Below are 19,958 nucleotides of genomic sequence, written 5' to 3' on the forward strand. Positions count from 1 at the left end.
CATTCTTGTGGAGGAGTGTGCAGTGTCCATGGCGAGACAGGACTTGCCGGTCGTGACGTCACGTGCTCTTGCGCTCGTGGCGACCGTGCTCATGGCGACGACCGCCTGCTCGGCCCCTCAAGTAGGTACTGGCGGCAAGTCCGGTGGTCAAGACATGGCTCGCTCCTCGGCAGCACCCTCTGCCAGTGCTTCCCTGCCGATTGAGAAGTTCGCTCTCACTGCCCAGGAGTCCCACACGGTCGAGCGTGCCAAGGTGCTCCTGGCCAACGAGTGTCTGCGAGGGTTCGGTCTCGACTACCGGATACCGGAGCCTTCACCGCTGGTTGTCGAATCCAGCAGGCGCTACGGGATAGCGGACCGTGAGGTCGCCCGCGACCATGGATACCACCTGCCCCCACAGGCCGGACAGGCAGACGTTGCCAAGCAGCCCACCGAGGCACAGAAGGCGATCCTGTTCGGAACGAATCGCGAGGGAGAGCAACAGACGACAAGTTCCGACGGCCGCACGATTCCACCCGGCGGCTGTTACGGGGACGCCGAGGTCCAGCTGAACGGCGGACCGCTCCCCGAGTCAGACATTGCCGTCGCGGCGACCATCGACAAGGAGAGCTTCAAACGCTCCCTGGACGACAAGAGAGTCGGACAGGCTTTCCGTGTGTGGTCGACGTGCGTGGAGCGCCACGGCTACCGGTACCAAGACCCCATGGCGTCCGTGAGCGATCGGGCTTTCGACACCGAGGAACCGACCCAGCGGGAGAGGGCCGTGGCCCTGGCGGACATGGACTGCAAGACCGAGGTGGGTCTGCTGAAGACCTGGGGCGCGGTCGAGACCGAGATTCAGACACGCATGGTCAAGAGCAAATCCTCGACGCTGAACAGGCTGCGCTCCTTCCAGAAGCGCAAGATGAGCAATGCCGATGAGGTCATCAAGCGCCTCAGCAACTGAGCAGAGCCCTGGTCACGGCGGGTTGGCATGGCTTCAGGTTCGTTGGTTCGGTGGCTGCCTGGTTGGCGCAGTGCTTCTCTTCGTACTCGAGCGGGCTGAGGTGGCCGAGCCGTTTCTGGATGCGGCGGGGGTTGTGGAAGCCGCCGGGCTCGTCGTGAGGAGTTCGGAGAACTCCTGGATCAGACGGGCGAGTTCGGCCATCTCGGGGCAGGCGGCGGTGAGGTGCCGTCGGAGCTCGGTGTCCTTGTCCCGCAGGTTGTCGGGGAGGGGCACGAAGACCCCGAGCAACGTGCCCCTGGCCAGCCAGGGAGCAGACGCCGGGAAGACGATCGTCGGCGGGAAGCCGGGGCATCCTCACCGACACGATCGGCCTCACCTTCGCAATGTGCGGCATCGGTGAACAGGGGGGCGAGTGTGATGACACGCGAGCAGGCGGTCAGCCCATGAATTTAACTTCGGTGATGGATTGTTTGTAGCCTGCGCCACTGTAGCGATCGGCGGGTGACTTCGGCATGTCCGTAAGCCATACGAGAACGAACCGGGTCTTTACCGGGTTCTTCGTCTGCAGTTTCGCTTCTGTGCCGGTCGTCTCGGTCGTTGCGATTCTCTTCATCGACGTCAGCGGCGTTGATGAGTTGAGGGAGTCGGCCGCGTAGAGCGAGGCGGTGGTGTGATCGCCACCGAATTGAAGGCTTACGGAGGCTGACGAAATGAACTGAGCAGAGTCGAGTTCATACACGATGCCGACGCCCTGTTTGAAGGGAGCCAATTTGGGGCCGCCTATGAAGCTCTTGGACCGCCAGTACGTCGAGCTGTCGCCGTCATACGTCAGGTGGACGTCGTCGGGGTGCTGTGCCTTTCCATCCGGAAAGTACTCGACCGCGTCCTTGATCGTGAGCAGTTGGCCCGTGGGCTTCTTCTTGCCGTCGTCACCGCTTTTCGGGTCGGTCTGTGTGCTGCCGGGGTCACTCGACTCGTTGTTGAGCAGCGTCTCGGCGAGCTGCCAGCTGCCGAGGCCCAGGGCCGCGATCAGCAATGCGGAAACGGCCCACTTGAGGGCCTTGCCGGTGCGGCTCTGGAGCGGTGCCGGGGGTGCGGCCATCATGGGCTTGGTCACGGATACGCCGGGACGGGCGGACGGGCGCCCGTAGGAGCCCTGCTGGTAGGTCGTGCGCTGGTACTCCGGAGGCGCCGTGAAGGTGGGCTCCGGAGGGCGGATGCGGGGCATCGCGGCAACGGCCTTGGCCAGTTCGTCCGGGGTGGTGCACGGTTGCTCCTGCCGGGAGGCAGTGGCGCCGTCATTGGCGAGTGCGCGCATGGAGAGCTCGGACAGGCCCCGATGCACGCCGGCCCGCACCTGGTCGGGGGCGATCAGCCCCATTCCCTTGGGCAGCCCGGACAGGCCGTAGGCGTCGGTCTCGTACGGCCAGCGCTGGGTCAGCGCGGCATAGAGCAGGGCACCGATCGCCTCGGTGTCCGCACGCTGGGGGCTTTCGGAGGTGATGCCCCGCAGGGCGGCGTTCACCGCGAGGCCGCGGATGCGGTACTGGCCGGTCGAGCTCCGCAGCACCGCCCCGGGCGTCAGCCTCAGATGCGCGAGCCCTTCTCGGTGCGCGGCTGCCATGGCCTGGGAGACCTGGCTGACGAGCTGGTACGCGTCGTGCGCCTCCATCGGCCCCGAGGCCAGCAGAGAGGTGAGCTCGGTGGCGTCGGGGAGCCACTCATGGACGACGTAGACGAGGTCGTCCTCCTCCACCGCGTCGAGTACCTGCACGAAGCGCGGGTCGCCGAGCAGGGCGGAGGATCTGGCGGCGGCCAGCACGGAGCGGGCGCGGGGGTGATCGGCCGGGAGCAGATGAACGCCCACCGCGCGGCGCAATTTCTCGTCGACAGCACGCCAGCTGCTGAATCCGTCCAGACGGGTGACGCACTCCTCGAGCCGGTAACGTCTGGCAAGTTTGTGCCCACTGTGCAGATCAGGGGTCGGCAGGGTGGTTTCGGAGCTGATGCGCTCTCCGTCCGTGTCCTGCGGCTCGGTGCCCGTCGTGTCCTGAGCTTCTGCCGTCCCGTCGGTCGTGGCCTCGTCCGCCTTGGCGGTCAGCGGTTCATCACCGCTGTTGTCGGCCACGTCGACGGCAGCCGTGCTACGTTCCGCCACCGTCGTTCCTGCCTCCCCATCCGTTGCGCGATGCCAGCCAGCCCTGCACAGTCACGCCAATTGTGCCCACACTCCGACGCTATGCACGACACGCCAGGGGCGGTGATGGTTGTGCGGCCGGTGATCCTCAGCGCCCGAGACGTCCTCGGACCATGCCGACCATGCCGTTGATCTCTTCGATCCGCATCCGCTTGGCGGCCACGAAGAAGACGCCCAGCAGAACGGCCCCACCACAGATCAGCGCGACGAGTGACCCGAAGGCTCCTTCGCCGAGGCCCAGAAGAACCGCGAAGCCCACGCCACCACCGAGTACGGCCGCCGGGACGGCGGCCAGGCACAGGCGGGCGTAGGTGCGTACGACATGGGCGCCGTCGAGGTCACCGCCCAGCCGGTTGCGCAGCCGTCGCCAGGCGATGCCCACGCCGACGGCGTAGGCGAGCCCGTACGAGGCGGCCATGCCGACCACGGCCCACTGGGCCGGCAGAACCACATAGCAGAGGGCCGAGGCGGCCGCGTTGACCGCGGCGACGATGACGGTGTTGTAGAAGGGCGTCCGGGTGTCCTCGTAGGCGTAGAAGCCACGCAGCACCACGTACTGCACCGAGTACGGGATCAGGCCGAGACCGAAGGCCATGAGGATGTAGCCCATGGAGCGGGCGGCTTCGGTGCCCGCGGAGGCGTACAGCAGGGTGCACATCGGCAGGCCGAGGGCGAGGAACGTGAAGGCCACCGGCACGATCGCCACGGCGGAGTTCCGCAGCCCCTGGGAGATGTCGTCGCGGACGGCGCCCGGGTCGTCGTCATGGGCGGCGCGGGAGATACGGGGAAGCAGGGCCGCCATGACCGACACGGTGATGATCGCCTGCGGCATGCCCCAGATGAGCTGGGCGTTGGAGTACGCGAGGAAGCCGGTGCCGTCCTTGCCGGACAGCTTGCCCGCCGATGTCGCGAGCTGGGTGACGACGATCACCCCGGCCTGGTTGGCCAGGACGAACAGGACGGTCCACTTGGCCAGCTTGACCGTTTTGCCGAGCCCGTGTCCCTTCCAGTCGAAGCGCGGGCGGAAGCGGAAGCCGGCCTCGCGCAGATACGGGATCATGGCCAGGGCCTGGACGATCAGACCGAGCAGGGTGCCGATGCCCAGGAGCCGGACGCCCTCCGGCGGGATCGTCTGCACACCCATCTGGGACTCGGCGGAGGTGCCGTAGACCCAGATGAACATGCCGAACGTGAAGATCATGACGATGTTGTTGAGGACCGGGGTCCACATCATCGCGCCGAACCTGCCACGGGCGTTGAGGATCTGGCCCATCACGACGTGCACGCCCATGAAGAAGATGGTCGGCAGGCAGTACCGGGCGAACGTCACGGCGACGCTGTTGGCGGCCGCGTCCCCGGCGATCGTCGGCGACATCATGTGGATCAGCCACGGAGCGGCGAAGACGGCGATGGCGACGATGACACCGAGCGCGACCATGACCAGGGTCAGCAGCCGGTTGGCGTAGGCCTCGCCACCGTCCTCGTCGTCCTTCATGGAACGGACGAGCTGGGGAACGAAGACCGAGTTCAGCCCGCCGCCGACGGTGAGGATGTAGATCATCGTCGGCAGTGTGTAGGCGATGGTGAAGCTGTCGCCCAGCAGGGCAGCACCGAGCGCGGCGGTGATCACCAGGCTGCGGACGAAGCCGGTGAGCCGGGACACGAGCGTGCCGGCCGCCATCACGGCACTGGACTTCAGCAGGCCGGACGCCCGGCCGCCGGACTTGGGCGGTGCGGGTGCCGGGGCCGGCTCGGGCTCGGCCGGAACGGACGGCGGTCCGGCCGGACCCTCCTGGTCCCGGAACAGGTGCGCGAAGGCGTCCTGCTGCTCCCGGTCGTCGGACGCCTGGCTGACGAGGTCGTCGATCCCGACGAACTGGGTGGTCGCCGGGTTGTCGCCGTACGGCAGGTGCCGCGACGGCCCGTCGGGCTCGGGCGGCGGGGTCTGCGCCCAGATGCGCGGGTCGGGTGCGTACTGCGCCGCGGGCGGCTGCTGGTACAGCGGCTGGGGCTGCTGGTAGGTGCCAGGAGGTGGCGGCGGGTGCGCGGCGCGGTCGTACAGCGCCTCGTTCACCGGGTCCTGGACGGACAGATCCTGGGCCCGGTAGGGGTCGTAGTCGTACGCGGCCTGCAGGTACGGATCGGGCGTCGGCGGAACCTGGCCCTGTCCGGGAGGCGGCGCGGGCCCATCGGCAGACCCGGCTCCGCCCGCACCCTGACCGCGGTCACCGTCGTACGGCGCGTTCATCGAAACCCCACCTCATCGTCCCCGGCCGACCGGCCACGACAGACATCGCTCAACGTTCCACTTTCTCACCCGGGCCCGACGGCGCCCCGCTTTCCGGACCGGTGTCCGGCGCCGGGTCACTCGGCTGCTCGGGTCCGCTGCCGTTGTCTCCGGCCGCGCCGCCCGCGTTGGCACGCTTGCGGTGGGTGTACATCCTGATGCCCGCGAGAACCAGAAGCAGCAGCCCGCCGGCGATCACCAGCAGCACGGTCGGGGTGAGCTCGGAGACCTTCACGGTGAAGGTCATCTCTTCGCCGTACGGCGTGCCGTCCTCGGTGTAGAGCTGTGCGGTCATCTGCACCTGGCCGTTGACGTTGGCCGCGGCGTCGAACTTCACGGACTGGCTGTGACCGCCGGCGATCCGGATCGGCTGCTCCGCCACGGCTCCGCCGTTGTTCAGCTTGAGCCGGGTGGCGTTCTCCGACTTCAGCCGGAGGACCAGATGGTCCACACCCTGCAACAGCCGGTTCTGCACCGTCACCGGGATCGTGGCGCTGCGGCCGGACAGGGTGACGTCCGACTTCGAGATGAGCTGGACCTCGTTGACGAGACCCTGCAGATAGGTGCGTACCGAGTCCCGGTACTGCTGGGCCTTCAGCGGGCTGCCGCGCCACGACGTCGACATGGACCGGTTGATCGCATTGCCGAAGGGGGTCACCACCCGCTCGGGGTGGGTGAGGATGACCTGGAAGTCGTTGAGCGAGACCTGGGTGGACTTGATGTCCTGGAACGCCTGGGTGGGCAGTTCCTGGCCGCGGAGCTTCTTCGGGTACTGGGACGACCCGGGGACGCCGGTCGTCGCGTCCGCGTCGGGCTTCGCCTCGGCCGCGTCCACGAGCCCGAGGGGCTGCGTCCAGCGCTCGTCGTCGAGGGCGTGCAGGGCGGTGGCCATCGACTGGGCCTGGGCGACCGTCGGCATCCGCTGCGGTGCGACGACGATGCTCCGTTCCGTGTCGGTGTCCTGTTCCGTCAGAGCGAGGGTCAGAGCGAGGAACTTCTGCACGGCGAGGGTGGAGTTCCCCGCCGTCGACATGTTGCCCTGGAAGGCCGTGGAGAGCCGGGCGTCCGAGACCACCGCGGTGGTGCCGCCACCGATCGGACGGGCCGCGGTCGGCGTGTACGGCAGACCGCCGGTCTCCTGGAGGCTGTCGCTGCGGGCGATCACCTTGTGGGCGCCGGCCGAGGTGGCGACATCGACGATCGAGGGGTCGATCGCCCCGTCGACGGGCCAGGCGAAGTCCGTCGACGGTTTCACGTGCAGGATGGTCTCCACCGTCGTCCCAGCCACCTCGGTGGCGGTCTGCAGGTGGCTGAGGGTGCCCGACACGTTCTTGCCGCGGTGTGCGATGGAGGCGAGGTCGGGGTCGCCGAACGGCAGCGCGACGACCTTGCCGTCCGACACCGCGGCCTCCAGCGAGGCGAGCCATTTCTTGGCGACGGCCTGGTTCTTCCCGGCGACGGTGGTGTCGCCGGACTTGACGCGGTAGTTCCGCGCCATCGCGTCGACACTGGCCAACAGATCCGGGTCGATGACCCACGTCACGGGCAACTGGCTGCCCAACGACACCAGCTGCTCGAGACGGCCGCCCGGAGCGAGCTCGGCAGCCAGTTCGTCGTCGGCGAACACAGGGGTCTGCTGATCGTCGGAACCGGTCTCTGCAGTGACATGGGCCGACGCGATGAGCGGCCAGAGATAGGTGATCTTCGTCCTGGAATCACGCTGCTCCTCCTGCCAGGGCAGGAAGGTGCGCTGGATCCCCAGCACATGGTCGTACCGGGCACGGGAGGTCTGTCCCGACAGCGAGACACCGAGCTGGTAGACGCCGTCGTCGCCGAGCCCCAATTTGTCGACCGGGACGGACAGCGTGAAGTCCTGGCTGATTCCGGCAGGGAGCTTGGCGAACTTCACCGTGTACTTCCCGCCGAGCGGAGCAGGGTCGGTGCCGGGGACGTACCCGGTGCGCTTGGCGGCGGTGTCGATCGACGCCCTGCTGTAGAGCTTCGGGCCCACCCGCAGGTCGACCTCCGCCTGTGTGATCGTCTCCTTGCCGCGGTTGGTCACGGTGCCGGAGACGGTCAGGGTGTCCCCCTTCACCGGTGCGCTCGGAGCGAGGGAGTCGAGGGAGACCTTGGCCGTCTCCGAGCCGGTGGGGGCCCGGGTCGTCCCGCCGGCCGATGCGGCGGGTGCCGCCGTACCGGCCAGCAGTGCGGCGACGAGCGGCGCCCCGATGATCAAGGAGGCTGTGCGCCGCAGCCATCGACGGGCAGGAGACGGACCGATCTCCTGGATGTCTGCCGCCTCGGCCACGCGCCTACCCGTCCCTCGTCGTCGTCGGTTGGTGTCGATGGTTGTCGGTTGCTGCGTCCCCGCATGGTAACGATGTGCGCGGGCACCAAGTGCTGCGGAGTCCGCTACATGATCGGAAGAGTCTCGCAGGGCGGGACGAAACCAGGACGACCGGGCCGGTCCGGGCACGTACCCTTTTCTGTTGTGTCGAACGCCAATGAAGACAGCCCCAGTGCCCTGACCCAGGTGCAGCACCGCGCAGTCAGCGAACTGCTGCGGGTGTCACCGGTCGCCGACGACCTCGCCCGCCGTTTCCAGGATGCCGGATTCAGTCTCGCCCTGGTCGGCGGCTCGGTCCGGGACGCGCTCCTCGGCAGGCTCGGGAACGACCTGGACTTCACGACCGACGCCCGCCCCGAGGCGGTGCTGAAGATCGTCCGTCCGTGGGCGGACTCGGTATGGGAGGTCGGGATCGCCTTCGGCACGGTGGGCGCCCAGAAGGACGGCTACCAGATCGAAGTGACGACATACAGGTCGGAGGCGTACGACAGGACATCGCGCAAGCCCGAGGTGTCCTACGGCGACTCCATCGAGGAAGACCTCGTCCGTCGTGACTTCACCGTCAACGCGATGGCCGTCGCGCTCCCGCAGAAGGACTTCATCGACCCTCACGGCGGTCTTCAGGACCTGGCCGAGCGTGTACTGCGCACTCCCGGCACACCCGAGGAGTCCTTCTCGGACGATCCGCTGCGCATGCTGCGCGCTGCTCGCTTCGCGGCGCAGCTGGACTTCGACGTCGCCCCCGATGTGGTCACGGCGATGACGGACATGTCCGGGCGTATCGAGATCGTCTCCGCCGAGCGGGTCCGGGAGGAGTTCAACAAGCTGCTTCTCTCCGCCCGCCCCCGCAAGGGACTGGCGCTGCTGGTCGACACGGGGCTGGCACAGCAGGTACTGCCCGAGCTCCCCGCCCTCCGTCTGGAGAGTGATGAGCATCACCGTCACAAGGATGTCTACGAGCACTCGCTGACCGTGCTGGAGCAGGCGATCGACCTGGAGAAGGACGGTCCCGATCTGGTGCTGCGCCTGGCCGCCCTCCTTCATGACATCGGCAAGCCGAGGACGCGACGCTTCGAGAAGGACGGGCGCGTCTCCTTCCACCACCACGAGGTGGTGGGCGCCAAGATGGTCAAGAAGCGGATGACCGAGCTCAAGTACTCCAACGACATGGTCAAGGACGTCTCGAAGCTCGTGGAACTTCATCTGCGTTTCCATGGCTATGGCGACGGAGAGTGGACCGACTCCGCGGTGCGCCGGTACGTACGTGACGCGGGCCCCCTGCTGGAGCAGCTGCACAAGCTGACCCGATCGGACTGCACCACGCGCAACAAGCGCAAGGCCGCTGCCCTCTCAAGGACCTATGACGGGCTTGAGGAGCGCATCGCTCAGCTCCAGGAGAAGGAGGCGCTGGACGCCATCCGGCCCGACCTGGACGGCAACGAGATCATGAAGACCCTGGGGATCGGACCCGGGCCGGTGATCGGCAAGGCATATGCGTTCCTGCTGGAGCTGCGACTGGAGCATGGGCCCATGGAGCATGACGAGGCGGTCGGGAAGCTCAAGCAATGGTGGGCCGGGCAGAACTGAGGCCGGTGGCGGTGCAGTCAGAGGCCGTACGGCGGCTGTGCTCATGTTTCACGTGAAACATGAGCACGAACACGACCGGGACCCGGTATGACGAGGGGCGCTGTTTCACGTGAAACAGCGCCCCTCGTCATACCTGAACGCCGGCGCTGCGACCGGAACAACTAGAGCGTCCTATCGGCTCGGCTCCAGCGGAAGAGCAATAGGGCGGCGACCGCATAGAGAACGGCCACGCCGGTCACCAGCACGGTCGACTGCCCATCAGGAGGCAGCATCAGGGCGGAGACTGCGGCGGCGCCCACGAATGCCACGTTGAACAGCACGTCGTAGAGAGAGAAGACCCGGCCGCGAAAGGTGTCGTCCACCCAGGTCTGCACCACCGTGTCCGTCGTGATTTTCGCCCCCTGTGTGACGAGTCCGAGGACGAACGCCGCCGCGAGTATCGGTGCGGGAACGAACCACAACCCCAGTGCGGGTTCGAGGACGGCCGCCGTTGCCGCGCACACGGCCATCCAACGGAACCGGCCGAGCCGCCCCACCGCCCAAGGCGTCACCACGGCCGCCGCGAAGAATCCCGCTCCGGAGATCCCCACCGCCAGCCCGAGGAGGGCCAGGCCCTCGGATTCGCTGTCGGACCAGGCGTACCGGCTCAACATCAGCACCATCACGGTGAGCGCTCCGTAGCAGAAGCGGAGCACGGTCATGGCGGCCAGTGCCCGGGTGGCTTGTCTCCGCTCCGCCAGATGGCGCAGCCCGTCCGCAAGCCCCCGGGCGGTGATGGCCAGCGCCTTCCCCAGCCGGATGCGGCGCCCGTCCTGATCCGGGCCCAGGAGCCCGGTGGCAAGGCTCAACGAGACCAGTGCCGAAGCGAGATAGAGCACGGCGCCCAGCAACACCACCGCCGCATCGGAATCGGCGAGTACCAGCCGCACGACGAAGGCGAGTCCGCCGCCGGCCGTGGCGGCGAGCGTGCCCGCGGTCGGTGAGAGTGAATTCGCCAGCACCAGCCGGTCCCTGTCGACGACTCGCGGCAGTGCGGCCGAGAGTCCGGCCAGCACGAAACGGTTGACCGCGGTGACGCACAGCGCCGAGGTGTAGAAGAGCCAGTCGGGTGCGGAGCCGAGGATCAGGAGTGCGGTGCAGCAGGCGAGTGCGGCGCGCAGCAGATTGCCGTACAGAAAGACCTGGCGTCGTGGCCAGCGATCCAGCAGGACGCCGGCGAACGGGCCGACGAGCGAGTAGGGCAGCAGCAGCACAGCCATCGCGGAGGCGATGGCCCCCGCCGATGCCTGTTTCTCCGGGGAGAAGACGACATGCGCCGCCAGCGCCACCTGGTAGACGCCGTCGGCCGACTGGGAAAGAAGTCGTACGGCGAGCAGACGACGGAAGTTCCGAAGGCGCAGAAGTACGCGCAGATCACCTACGACGGGCATGTGCTCAAGAGTCACATACGTTGAGGGTCCCCGGGCGGATTACCCAGGGACCCTCAACGGTTCGGAACGGGAGGAGCGTTGCCGCTCATCACCGTTCACGCCGACGCGCCGTGTCCGGTCGCGTCAGTTGGAGACCTCGCCCCTGATGAACTTCTCGACGTTCTCGCGGGCCTCGTCGTCGAAGTACTGGACCGGCGGGGACTTCATGAAGTACGAGGAAGCGGAGAGGATCGGGCCACCGATGCCGCGGTCCTTGGCGATCTTCGCGGCGCGGACGGCGTCGATGATGACACCGGCGGAGTTCGGGGAGTCCCAGACCTCCAGCTTGTACTCCAGGTTCAGCGGAACGTCACCGAAGGCGCGGCCCTCAAGGCGCACGTACGCCCACTTGCGGTCGTCCAGCCAGGCCACATAGTCCGACGGGCCGATGTGGACGTTGTCCGCACCGAGCTCGCGGTCGCGGATCTGGGAGGTGACGGCCTGCGTCTTGGAGATCTTCTTCGACTCCAGGCGCTCACGCTCGAGCATGTTCTTGAAGTCCATGTTGCCGCCGACGTTCAGCTGCATCGTGCGGTCCAGGATGACGCCCCGGTCCTCGAAGAGCTTCGCCATCACGCGGTGCGTGATGGTGGCGCCGACCTGCGACTTGATGTCGTCGCCGACGATCGGGACACCGGCCTCGGTGAACTTGTCCGCCCACTCCTTGGTACCGGCGATGAAGACCGGGAGAGCGTTGACGAACGCGACCTTGGCGTCGATGGCGCACTGGGCGTAGAACTTCGCGGCGACCTCGGACCCGACCGGCAGGTAGCAGACGAGAACGTCGACCTTGCGGTCCTTGAGGACCTGGACGACGTCGACCGGGGCCTCGGCCGACTCCTCGATGGTCTGGCGGTAGTACTTGCCCAGGCCGTCGTGGGTGTGGCCACGCTGGACGGTGACGCCGGCGTTCGGCACGTCGCAGAGCTTGATGGTGTTGTTCTCGCTGGCGCCGATGGCGTCCGCGAGGTCGAGTCCGACCTTCTTCGCGTCGACGTCGAAGGCGGCGACGAACTCGACGTCGCGCACGTGGTAGTCGCCGAACTGGACATGCATCAGACCGGGCACCTTGCCGGCCGGATCGGCGTCCTTGTAGTACTCGACGCCCTGGACCAGCGAGGCGGCGCAGTTGCCCACGCCGACGATGGCTACGCGAACCGAACCCATTCCGGTTGCTCCCTGTGTGTAATGGATGTTCCCGATGAAGCCCCGCGGTTCTGCGGGGACCTCACTTTGAGGTGTCGTCGGACGGATCCGGCGGGGTGTCACCCCGGTGCCGGGGCAGGCCGTCCGTCTCTCCTGCTGTGTTCTGCTGAGCTTCGCTCCCGGGCGAGGATCGTCGCTGATCCCGTCCCGACCGCTCGCTCTCGATGAGCTCGTTCAGCCAGCGCACTTCGCGCTCCACGGATTCCATGCCGTGTCGCTGCAGCTCAAGCGTGTAGTCGTCGAGGCGCTCGCGCGTGCGGGCCAGAGAGGCGCGCATCTTCTCCAGGCGCTCCTCCAGTCGGCTGCGCCGGCCTTCCAGCACCCGCATCCGCACCTCGTGCTCCGTCTGACCGAAGAAGGCGAAACGAGCCGCGAAGTGCTCGTCCTCCCAGGAGTCGGGGCCGGTGTGCGAGAGCAGCTCCTCGAAGTGCTCCTTACCTTCTGCCGTCAGCCGGTAGACGATCTTGGCGCGGCGCCCGGCCAGTGAGGAGGCGGGGGCGACCGAGCGGCCGGCGGCGGGCGGAAGATCGGCCGGGGTACTGCCCGGCTCCTCGATCAACCAGCCGTTGGCGACCAGCGTCTTGAGGCAGGGGTAGAGGGTGCCGTAGCTGAAGGCGCGAAAGATCCCCAACGAAGTGTTGAGGCGTTTGCGCAGCTCGTACCCGTGCATCGGGGATTCGCGGAGCAGACCGAGAACGGCGAATTCGAGGATGCCGGAGCGTCTGCTCAAGTTCGCCTCCTCCTTCTCCGCGCTTCACCGAGTGCTCCTGCGGAGCCCTGTGTCGAGTCGATGTACCGAGCTGATGTACCGAGCTGATGTACCGAGCTGATGTATCGACTCGATACATCACGACGATAGATCGGTCGCCGCTCTGCGACAAGAGGGGCCATCGTGAACGGCGTCACATCGTGAATTCGTAGGCACCGACTTGCGCTGTTTGAGGTGAAGTTCGGCCCTAGGGGGGTTTTGGCCGTGCGTAGTCTGTCCGGCATGCAGACCACCGGGAACCGCGAGACGCGCATACGCGTCGGTTTTCGCGGACTAGCCGGATGCACTGTGGACGAGCCCGTCGCAGGGCTGGTCCGCAATTCGGGGGACCGGATCTCAACTGCCGCTTCCAGGCGCTCTCGCCTGCCCGAGGAGTAGTCGTTCCATGAGCGAGCACCGTCGCAAAACGCCGCAACCGCAAGGTGGGGGGCGCGCAGCGGCCAGACGAGCCGCCCAGCAGTCCTCAGGACGCCGCGCCGCTCCGTCACGCGGAGTAACATCAGGATCACCTTCCGGTGCGGATGGTGGTGACAGCCCGTACGGCGGGCGCGCAGCGGCCAGACGAGCCGCCCAGCGCGGCGGCGGGAGCCGTGGCGGCGGCGGTGGCCGTCGTCGTGGTGGCGGCGACGGTGGACACGAGGGCCCGGGCAGGGGACGTGGCCGGGGCGGCCAGGGTCCTGCCAAGAAGCGCTTCATCGACTACCCGCGCGCCGGGAAGTACGGCTTTCGGCGCTGGATGCCGTCGTGGAAGCTGGTCTCCGGCCTCTGCGTCGGTTTCCTCGGTCTGCTCATGGGGGTCGCCGGTCTCGCCTACGCCATGGTCGGCATGCCCGATGTGAAGGCCACCGCGAAAGCGCAGAACAACGTCTACTTCTGGGACGACGGCACGCAGATGGTCGCCACCGGCGGTGAGGTCAACCGTCAGGAGATCGGCTACGAGCAGATCCCCGCAGCCATGCGGAACGCGGTCATCTCGGCCGAGAACAAGTCCTTCGACCACGACCACGGCATCGACCCCATGGGCATCGCCCGTGCCCTGTACAACATGGCCAGTGGCGGCCAGACCCAGGGTGGTTCGACGATCACCCAGCAGTACGTGAAGAACTCGCGTCTGTCCCAGGAGCAGACCCTGAGCCGGAAGTTCGAAGAACTCTTCATCACGCTCAAGGTCGCCAACGAGATGGACAAGAAGGACGTCATCAGGGACTACCTCAACATCTCGTACTACGGGCGAGGTGCGTGGGGGATCCAGGCGGCGGCCCGTACGTACTACGACAAGGACGCCAAGGACCTGAACCCGAGCCAGTGCGCGTTCCTGGCCACGCTGCTCAAGGGCGCGACCTACTTCGACCCGGCGGGTGTTCCCGAGATCGATGAAGTGCAGGCCAGCAAGGCGAAGAACACCGAACGGGCCGTGAAGCGCTGGAAGTGGATCCTCGACGAAGAGGTGAAGGACAACCGTCTCTCGGCGACGGAGCGCGACAAGTACACCGAGTTCCCGATGCCCAAGCCGCCGCAGAAGAACGCCCAGCTGGGCGGTCAGACCGGCTACCTGGTCGACCTCGCCAAGAAGTACTTCCTCAACAACAACGACCAGGGCGTCACAGCGGAAAAGCTCGCCCAGGGCGGCTACGAGATCCACACCACCTTCAACAAGAAGAAGGTCAAGGAGCTCGACGCCGCGGTCCAGAAGGTCTACGACAGCAAGATCAAGCCGAAGCAGCGCCCCGAGACGGACACCCACGTCCAGTTCGGTGGCGGGTCGGTGGATCCCAAGACCGGTGCCATCGTGGCGATCTACGGCGGTGAGGACGCGACCAAGCACTACACCAACAACGCCGACCCCACCGGTGCGCAGGTCGGCTCGACCTTCAAGCCGTTCGTGCTGGCGGCGGCGATGGAGTACGGCAGGCGCGACCCCTCGCTCCCTGCGGACCAGACCGACTCGCAGCGTGAGAAGGTCTCGCCTCTGAGCATCTACAACGGCGACGACAAACTGAAGATCAAGAAATACAACGGCGAGATCTGGACGGACGAGAACGGCAAGGAGTGGCTGCAGGCCAACGACGGCCATAAGTCGGAGGGCAACATCACCCTCCGTGAGGCGATGCAGGTGTCCGCCAACTCCCCCTACGTACAGCTCGGCATGGACGTCGGCACCGACAAGGTGAAGGACGTCGCCATCGCCGCGGGGCTCAAGGACGACAACAACATGGCGAATTCGAATGTGCCGTCGTTCTCCATCGGTACGTCCTCGCCCAGTGCGATCCGCATGGCCGGCGCGTACGCGACCTTCGCCGACAGCGGTATGCAGCGCGATCCCTACTCGGTCACCGAGGTGAAGCACCGGGGCGAAGTCATCTACCGGCACAAGGATGCCCCCAAGCGCGCCTTCGCTCCGGAGATCGCCGACAACGTCACCGACGTCCTGAAGAACGTCGTCGAGAAGGGAACCGGTACCCCTGCCCAGCTCCCCGGCCGCGACGTGGCGGGCAAGACGGGTACGACGGACGACAACAAGTCGGCCTGGTTCGTCGGCTACACCCCGCAGCTGTCGACGGCCATCAGCATGTACCGGCTGGACGACGACGAGAAGAACGCGAACCGCAAGTTCGAGAAGATGTACGGGACGGGTGGTGAGAAGACGATCCACGGTGCCTCGTTCCCGGCGCAGATCTGGCACGACTACATGGCGGGCGCGCTGAAGGGTCAGCCGGTCCTGACCTTCCCGGAGCCGACGCCGATCGGTGAGACGGTCTACGGTGGCGGCGCGCCGAGCCCCAGGCCGACGCCCACGATGGAGACGTCGCCCACGCCGACCACGGAGGTGTCCGAGTCGCCCTCGAACACCCCGTCCCCGCCCGCGCCCGACCCCAGCGAGACCTGCAGCGCATGGGACCCGAACTGCCAGAACAGCAACGGCGGAACCAGTACCGGTGCTGCGAACGGCGGAGACGGCGGCGACCCCGGTCCCGACCCGTCGACATCCGCCACGCCACCGGTCGGCGGCAACGGGAACGGTAATGGGAACGGCAACGGCAACGGGAACGGGAACGGTGGAATCTTCGGAGGCCCGGCCGGTTAGCGGCTCCTCTGCCGGGTAGACAGGCGATCCAGCCGGCTGGATTCCCGTCGAGGGCCGTCGCACCCCATGGTGCGGCGGCCCTCGACGTTTCCACAGCCCCGTACGGCAGGATGAGCGGCATGCCAAGCCGAGAAGACACGAGTGTGGACCAGACACGGCCCGTTGTGCGGCCCACGCACCAGGACGAGATCGCCGAGGCCGGCAGCGAGCTGATCGGCGGGCGGTCGGGGCGCTGGACACGGCTCGGCGCCACGGCACTCACGCCCGTGGGCGTCATTGCGCTGGTGGCTGTCGGGATGTTCGCGCTCGGCATGGTGCAGAAGCTGCCCTGTTACGACTGGGCGTGGTTCAGGGGCGCTGGTTCGCAGTACACGCACGCCTGCTACTCGGACATTCCGCATCTCTATGTCGCACGCGGCTTCTCCGACGGCCTCGTCCCGTACTTCGACCGGCTGGCCGGCGACATGCAGTACCTGGAGTACCCCGTTCTGACGGGCGTGTTCATGCAGATCGCGTCCTGGCTGACGCCGGGCGGAGACGTTCAGCACCGCGAGCAGATGTACTGGATGGTCAACGCCGGCATGCTGATGGTCTGCGCCGTGATCATCGCCGTCTGTGTCGCGCGTACCCACCGGCGCCGCCCCTGGGACGGGCTGCTGGTCGCCCTCGCGCCCGCCTTCGCGCTCACCGCCACGATCAACTGGGACCTGCTGGCCGTCGCACTGACGGCCGCGGCGATGCTCATGTGGTCCCGGAAGCGGGCGCTGGCGTTCGGCGTCCTCGTCGGGCTCGCCACGGCCGCCAAGCTCTATCCCCTGTTGCTGCTGGGGCCCGTCCTCGTGCTGTGCTGGCGGGCGGGCAAGTGGCGGGAGTTCGGCCTGGCGACGCTCGGGGCGGCAGGCTCCTGGCTGGTGGTGAACCTGCCGGTGATGATCTCCGCGCCCGAGGGCTGGAGCAAGTTCTACACGTTCAGCGAGGAACGGGGCGTCGACTTCGGCTCCTTCTGGCTGATCATCACCCAGCGCACCGGCATGTCCATCGAGACATCGACGGTCAACCACGTCTCCGAACTGGTGATGGTCCTGCTGTGCGCGGGCATCGCCGCACTGACGCTGACGGCTCCGCGCAGGCCGCGCCTCGCGCAGCTCGTCTTTCTCGTCGTCGCCGCGTTCATCCTCGTCAACAAGGTCTATTCACCGCAGTACGTGCTGTGGCTGATTCCCCTGGCCGTCCTGGCCAGGCCGCGGTGGCGCGACTTCCTGATCTGGCAGGCCTGCGAGGTCATGTACTTCCTGGGCATCTGGATGTACCTCGCCTACACGACGAGCGGGGACAAGCACCAGGGTCTGCCCACGGAGGGGTATCAGTTGGCGATCGCCCTGCATCTGCTGGGCACGCTGTACCTCTGCGCCGTGGTCGTACGGGACATTCTGGTGCCGGAGCGGGACGTCGTACGGCGCGACGGGTCGGACGATCCGTCCGGCGGGGTGCTCGACGGCTCCCCGGACGTATTCGTGCTGGGGCGGGCGGTGCATCCGCCGCGGCTTGCCCAGCCCGCCGTCGAAGGGTCGCGGGTGGATTGGGGCGCGACGCACGGCCCCGCCGCCGACTGATCCGGCTCTCTCCGGGGTCCGGAACCCACGGAGAGAGCCGTCGGAACCCTCCTAGCGGTCGACGAGGCGGTCGAACTGGGTGGTCGTGTGCCGCAGATGGGCCACCAGCTCGTCACCGACCTTCGGCTCCTGCGCGTCCGAGGGAACGAACAGGATCGACACCTGCATGTGCGGCGGTTCGGCGAACCAGCGCTGCTTGCCCGCCCAGACGAACGGGGACAGGTTGCGGTTGACCGTGGCCAGACCCGCCCGTGCGACGCCCTTGGCGCGCGGCATCACACCGTGCAGGGCCTTCGGGGCCTCCAGCCCCACACCGTGCGACGTACCGCCCGCGACGACCACCAGCCAGCCGTCCGAGGCGGCCTTCTGCTGGCGGTAGCCGAAGCGGTCACCCTTGACGACCGGTGTGACGTCCAGAACGGCGCCCCGGTACTCCGTCGCCTCGTGGTCGCCGAGCCACAGCCGGGTACCGATGCGGGCGCGGAAGCGGGTCTGCGGGAACTGCTGCTGCAGCCGGCCCAGCTCCTCGGCGCGCAGATGGCTGACGAACATGGTGTGCAGCGGCAGCCTGGCGGCGCGGAGCCGGTCCATCCAGGCGATCACTTCCTCGACCGCGTCCGAGCCGTCCGTGCGGTCCAGCGGCAGGTGCAGGGCGAAGCCTTCGAGGCGTACGTCCTCGATGGCGGCGTGCAGCAGCCCGAGCTCCTCCTCCTTGACACCGTGGCGCTTCATCGAGCTCATGCACTCGATGACGACCCGCGCGCCCACCAGGGCGTGCACTCCGTCCACGGAGGAGACGGACCGGATGACACGGTCGGGCAGCGGCACCGGCTCCTCGCCCCGGCGGAACGGGGTGAGGACCAGCAGATCGCCGCTGAACCAGTCCTTGATGCGGGCCGCCTCGTAGGTGGTGCCGACGGCGAGCGTGTCGGAGCCGAAGCGGATGGCCTCGTCGGCGAGACGCTCGTGACCGAAACCGTATCCGTTGCCCTTGCAGACCGGGACGAGGCCGGGGAACTGGTCGAGGACGGATTTCTGGTGCGCCCGCCAGCGCGCGGTGTCGACGTAGAGGGAGAGCGCCATGGCCGGTCCGGAACCTTTCTGGTGGCTGCGGTGGATCAGAGGTGTGCGGGGCTTTGTGGGGTGCCTGTCGGGCCGAAGTCCCCATTGAAACGAATGAAGCCGGTTTCGTCAGCGGGACGACGCGTATCAGCGACGCGACATGTAGATGTCGAGCGCCTTGTGCAGCAGCTTGTTGAGCGGGAAGTCCCACTCGCCGAGGTATTCGGCAGCCTGCCCACCGGTGCCCACCTTGAACTGGATCAGACCGAAGAGGTGGTCGGTCTCGTCCAGCGAGTCGGAGATGCCGCGCAGGTCGTAGACGGTGGCCCCCATGGCGTACGCGTCGCGCAGCATCCGCCACTGCATCGCGTTCGAGGGCCGGACCTCGCGCTTGTGGTTGGCGGACGCGCCGTACGAGTACCAGACGTGGCCGCCGACGATCAGCATGGTCGCGGCCGCGACGTTCTCGCCCTCGTGCCGGGCGAAGTACAGCCGCATCCGGTTGGGGTCCTCGTTGTTGAGGGCGGTCCACATGCGCTGGAAGTAGCCCAGGGGCCGCGGCCGGAAGTGGTCGCGCTCCGCTGTGATCTCGTACAGCCGCTGCCACTCGGCGAGCTCCGCGTAGCCACCCTGCACGACCTCGACGCCGGCCTTCTCGGCCTTCTTGATGTTGCGCCGCCACAGCTGGTTGAAGCCCTTGTGGACGTCTTCGAGCGACCGGTTCGCCAGCGGCACCTGGAAGACGTAGCGCGGCTGTACGTCACCGAATCCGGCGCCGCCGTCCTCGCCCTGCTGCCAGCCCATCTTCCTCAGCCGGTCCGCGACCTCGAAGGCACGCGGTTCGATGTGGGTGGCCTCGACATCGCGCAGCCGCTTCACGTCCGGGTCCTGGATCCCCGACTTGATGGCGGCCGCGTCCCAGCGACGGATGATGACAGGCGGGCCCATCTTCACGGAGAAGGCGCCCTGCTGCTTGAGATGCGTCAGCATCGGCTGCAGCCAGTCGTCCAGGTTCGGGGCGTACCAGTTGATGACCGGGCCCTCGGGCAGATAGGCGAGATACCGCTTGATCTTGGGCAGCTGCCGGTAGAGCACCAGGCCGACGCCGACGAGCTGTTCGTTCTTGTCGAACCAGCCCAGGCTCTCCGAGCGCCACTCGGCTTTCACATCTGCCCATGCCGGGACCTGCATGTGACTCGCCGCGGGCAGATTCTGGATGTAAGCCAGATGCTGCTCTCGGCTGATGGTCCTCAGGGTCAGGCTCATGCGGGGCGCTCCTCGGCAGGTGTGTCCCCATCGGTCAGGGGCTCCGGCTCTCGCGCCGAAGCCTACTGCGACCGGGGAGCGCCCCGTCTGGCCCTGTACGACCTTGCCGATTCGTCCCGCCGGA

13 protein-coding genes are annotated in these 19,958 nt (G+C 67.3%); 4 read left to right on the forward strand and 9 right to left on the reverse strand.

Going from position 1 to position 19,958, the window contains the following annotated elements; all coding sequences use genetic code 11:
• Nucleotides 1-28: 28 nt before the first annotated feature.
• The gene (locus ACIOHC_RS06430) at nucleotides 29-946 is read left to right on the forward strand and encodes a hypothetical protein (RefSeq protein ID WP_401841672.1); all 918 of its coding nucleotides are present in this window, start codon (nucleotides 29-31) and stop codon (nucleotides 944-946) included.
• A gap of 436 nt (nucleotides 947-1,382) precedes the next feature.
• On the opposite strand, the gene ACIOHC_RS06435 is transcribed toward ACIOHC_RS06430, so the two are convergent.
• From ACIOHC_RS06435 to ACIOHC_RS06445, 3 genes are all read right to left on the reverse strand, one after another.
• Nucleotides 1,383-3,104, reverse strand: coding sequence for a protein kinase family protein (locus ACIOHC_RS06435; protein ID WP_401841674.1), 1,722 nt, complete (start codon nucleotides 3,102-3,104; stop codon nucleotides 1,383-1,385).
• A 127-nt stretch (nucleotides 3,105-3,231) separates the two neighbouring features.
• A complete protein-coding gene (gene murJ, locus ACIOHC_RS06440; protein ID WP_401841676.1) occupies nucleotides 3,232-5,391 on the reverse strand; it encodes a murein biosynthesis integral membrane protein MurJ in 2,160 nt (719 codons plus the stop codon).
• 49 nt (nucleotides 5,392-5,440) lie between these two features.
• Nucleotides 5,441-7,738, reverse strand: a complete 2,298-nt coding sequence (locus ACIOHC_RS06445) for a DUF6049 family protein (RefSeq protein ID WP_401841678.1) — start codon at nucleotides 7,736-7,738, stop codon at nucleotides 5,441-5,443.
• 183 nt (nucleotides 7,739-7,921) lie between these two features.
• On the opposite strand from ACIOHC_RS06445, the gene ACIOHC_RS06450 reads away from it, so the two are divergent.
• Nucleotides 7,922-9,364 carry a CCA tRNA nucleotidyltransferase gene (locus tag ACIOHC_RS06450; RefSeq protein WP_401841681.1) on the forward strand — a complete coding sequence of 481 codons (1,443 nt, stop codon included), beginning with the start codon at nucleotides 7,922-7,924 and terminating at the stop codon, nucleotides 9,362-9,364.
• Nucleotides 9,365-9,525: 161 nt separating this feature from the next.
• On the opposite strand, the gene ACIOHC_RS06455 is transcribed toward ACIOHC_RS06450, so the two are convergent.
• The 4 genes from ACIOHC_RS06455 to ACIOHC_RS06470 all read right to left on the reverse strand — a co-directional run bounded on the left by ACIOHC_RS06455 (nucleotide 9,526) and on the right by ACIOHC_RS06470 (nucleotide 13,445).
• Nucleotides 9,526-10,794, reverse strand: coding sequence for an MFS transporter (locus ACIOHC_RS06455; protein WP_351072306.1), 1,269 nt, complete (start codon nucleotides 10,792-10,794; stop codon nucleotides 9,526-9,528).
• Between the two features lie 123 nt (nucleotides 10,795-10,917).
• Nucleotides 10,918-12,000 carry an inositol-3-phosphate synthase gene (locus tag ACIOHC_RS06460; protein ID WP_351072308.1) on the reverse strand — a complete coding sequence of 361 codons (1,083 nt, stop codon included), beginning with the start codon at nucleotides 11,998-12,000 and terminating at the stop codon, nucleotides 10,918-10,920.
• A 61-nt stretch (nucleotides 12,001-12,061) separates the two neighbouring features.
• Nucleotides 12,062-12,769 (reverse strand): helix-turn-helix transcriptional regulator, encoded by a 708-nt coding sequence (locus tag ACIOHC_RS06465; protein WP_351072310.1) that lies wholly within the window; start codon nucleotides 12,767-12,769, stop codon nucleotides 12,062-12,064.
• Between the two features lie 544 nt (nucleotides 12,770-13,313).
• Entirely contained in the window at nucleotides 13,314-13,445 is a 132-nt protein-coding gene (locus tag ACIOHC_RS06470) for a hypothetical protein (RefSeq protein ID WP_351072312.1), read from the reverse strand.
• A gap of 99 nt (nucleotides 13,446-13,544) precedes the next feature.
• Between ACIOHC_RS06470 and ACIOHC_RS06475 the strand changes: the two genes are divergently transcribed.
• Nucleotides 13,545-15,893, forward strand: coding sequence for a transglycosylase domain-containing protein (locus ACIOHC_RS06475; RefSeq protein WP_351072314.1), 2,349 nt, complete (start codon nucleotides 13,545-13,547; stop codon nucleotides 15,891-15,893).
• Nucleotides 15,894-16,012: 119 nt separating this feature from the next.
• The gene (locus ACIOHC_RS06480; RefSeq protein WP_401841684.1) at nucleotides 16,013-17,506 is read left to right on the forward strand and encodes a glycosyltransferase family 87 protein; all 1,494 of its coding nucleotides are present in this window, start codon (nucleotides 16,013-16,015) and stop codon (nucleotides 17,504-17,506) included.
• Nucleotides 17,507-17,557: 51 nt separating this feature from the next.
• Here the strand turns inward: ACIOHC_RS06480 and ACIOHC_RS06485 are convergent, their stop codons facing one another.
• Together ACIOHC_RS06485 and ACIOHC_RS06490 are read right to left on the reverse strand one after the other, a co-directional pair.
• Nucleotides 17,558-18,589, reverse strand: coding sequence for an alanine racemase (locus tag ACIOHC_RS06485; protein ID WP_351076358.1), 1,032 nt, complete (start codon nucleotides 18,587-18,589; stop codon nucleotides 17,558-17,560).
• A gap of 126 nt (nucleotides 18,590-18,715) precedes the next feature.
• A complete protein-coding gene (locus tag ACIOHC_RS06490; RefSeq protein WP_351076355.1) occupies nucleotides 18,716-19,834 on the reverse strand; it encodes a peptidoglycan bridge formation glycyltransferase FemA/FemB family protein in 1,119 nt (372 codons plus the stop codon).
• Nucleotides 19,835-19,958: the final 124 nt, after the last annotated feature.

Source organism: Streptomyces sp. NPDC088252 (assembly GCF_044740965.1).
Lineage (GTDB): Bacteria > Actinomycetota > Actinomycetes > Streptomycetales > Streptomycetaceae > Streptomyces.

What these genes read in the sequence shown, in the direction of transcription:
- ACIOHC_RS06430 (WP_401841672.1), top strand. Translation starts at nt 29, where the DNA reads ATGGCGAGACAGGACTTGCCGGTCGTGACGTCACGTGCTCTTGCGCTC.
- ACIOHC_RS06485 (WP_351076358.1), bottom strand. Translation starts at nt 18,589, where the DNA reads ATGGCGCTCTCCCTCTACGTCGACACCGCGCGCTGGCGGGCGCACCAG.
- ACIOHC_RS06490 (WP_351076355.1), bottom strand. Translation starts at nt 19,834, where the DNA reads ATGAGCCTGACCCTGAGGACCATCAGCCGAGAGCAGCATCTGGCTTAC.
- murJ (WP_401841676.1), bottom strand. Translation starts at nt 5,391, where the DNA reads ATGAACGCGCCGTACGACGGTGACCGCGGTCAGGGTGCGGGCGGAGCC.
- ACIOHC_RS06460 (WP_351072308.1), bottom strand. Translation starts at nt 12,000, where the DNA reads ATGGGTTCGGTTCGCGTAGCCATCGTCGGCGTGGGCAACTGCGCCGCC.
- ACIOHC_RS06455 (WP_351072306.1), bottom strand. Translation starts at nt 10,794, where the DNA reads ATGCCCGTCGTAGGTGATCTGCGCGTACTTCTGCGCCTTCGGAACTTC.
- ACIOHC_RS06475 (WP_351072314.1), top strand. Translation starts at nt 13,545, where the DNA reads ATGCCGTCGTGGAAGCTGGTCTCCGGCCTCTGCGTCGGTTTCCTCGGT.
- ACIOHC_RS06480 (WP_401841684.1), top strand. Translation starts at nt 16,013, where the DNA reads ATGCCAAGCCGAGAAGACACGAGTGTGGACCAGACACGGCCCGTTGTG.